Annotated in this window: 1 pseudogene; it reads right to left on the bottom strand. The window is 39.2% G+C overall.

Annotated elements, in window-relative coordinates:
• Nucleotides 1-37: 37 nt before the first annotated feature.
• A pseudogene (rodA, locus tag J582_RS25305) lies at nt 38-1063 on the bottom strand (rod shape-determining protein RodA); the annotation flags it as partial.
• Nucleotides 1064-1190: the final 127 nt, after the last annotated feature.

The raw sequence follows: 1190 nt of genomic DNA, 5'->3' as shown, positions 1-1190 counted from the left end.
CTTATATTAGTTATTCTTTATTCAGCTATTATTTTTAGACCATTCCTGCGTTTACAAATACATAAACAAAAAAAGACAAACCAAAGGCACCAGCAACTAAACGACCGTAGTTATGAAAGCTCTGTAAACCAATCTGAAATGTTCTAAAAATAATAGCTGAATAAAGAATAACTAATATAAGTACGCCAATTAGGCCAAATTCTTCGGAATAAGCCGCAATAATAAAGTCAGTATGGCCTTCGGGTAAAAAGTGTAAATGTGATTGTGTACCTTCAAGAAAGCCTTTACCTGAGAAACCACCAGAACCAATAGCTGTTTTGGACTGAATAATATTCCATCCTGTTCCTAATGCATCTGCTTCTGGGTCAAGTAGCGTTAGAACCCGTTGACGCTGATAGTCGTGTAAAAGAAATTCCCAGGCAATTGGAATAACAATAGCTGCACAAGCTGCTGCGGCACCGATCATGCGCCAAGATAACCCACTTAAAAATAGTACGAAAATACCACTTGCTAATACGAGTAGGGATGTTCCTAAGTCAGGTTGTTCTGCAATCAGTAAGAAAGGAACACCAATTAACATTAATGATAAAACAACTTGAGAAAAGCTTGGAGGAAGTGGTTTGCGTGCTAAAAACCATGAAATCATCATTGGCATGCCAATTTTCATGAACTCACTGGGTTGCACGCTCCCGAAACCGGGAATATCGATCCAGCGTTTAGCCCCCATGCGGACTTCACCAAAGACCATAACTCCAATTAAGGAAAATAGTGCAAATAAATAAAAGTAAGGTGAAAAAGCTTGATAAACCTTAGGGGGAATTTGAGCCAGACTAATCATGACTAAAAAGCCAATACCAAAACTCATGGCTTGTTTACTGACTAAGCCTACATCTTGTGCAGATGCACTATATAGTACCGTTAAACCTAATAGGGCATTTAGAAATAAAAATAGGCATAACCACGGGTCAATATGAAGTTGCTGCCAGCGCGATGGTTGCATGGCAGTACTAAGACCATCTCGAGGAGCTTGGCGTAAAAATTTATATTGTGGACTAGGAGACATGCGGCTTTAACTAGGTCAATCAGTGCTTGGCGCATGCTAACATAAACCTGATTAATGGCAATGTATATCAATATTTTGCAATAAAAAAACCTGGCTCTCGCCAGGTTTCCGATGGTCTATTTTCTGT

The organism is Acinetobacter sp. 1566109 (assembly GCF_000582255.1).
Taxonomy (GTDB): Bacteria; Pseudomonadota; Gammaproteobacteria; order Pseudomonadales; family Moraxellaceae; genus Acinetobacter; species Acinetobacter nosocomialis.
This window is presented reverse-complemented; position numbering and strand designations above follow the sequence as displayed.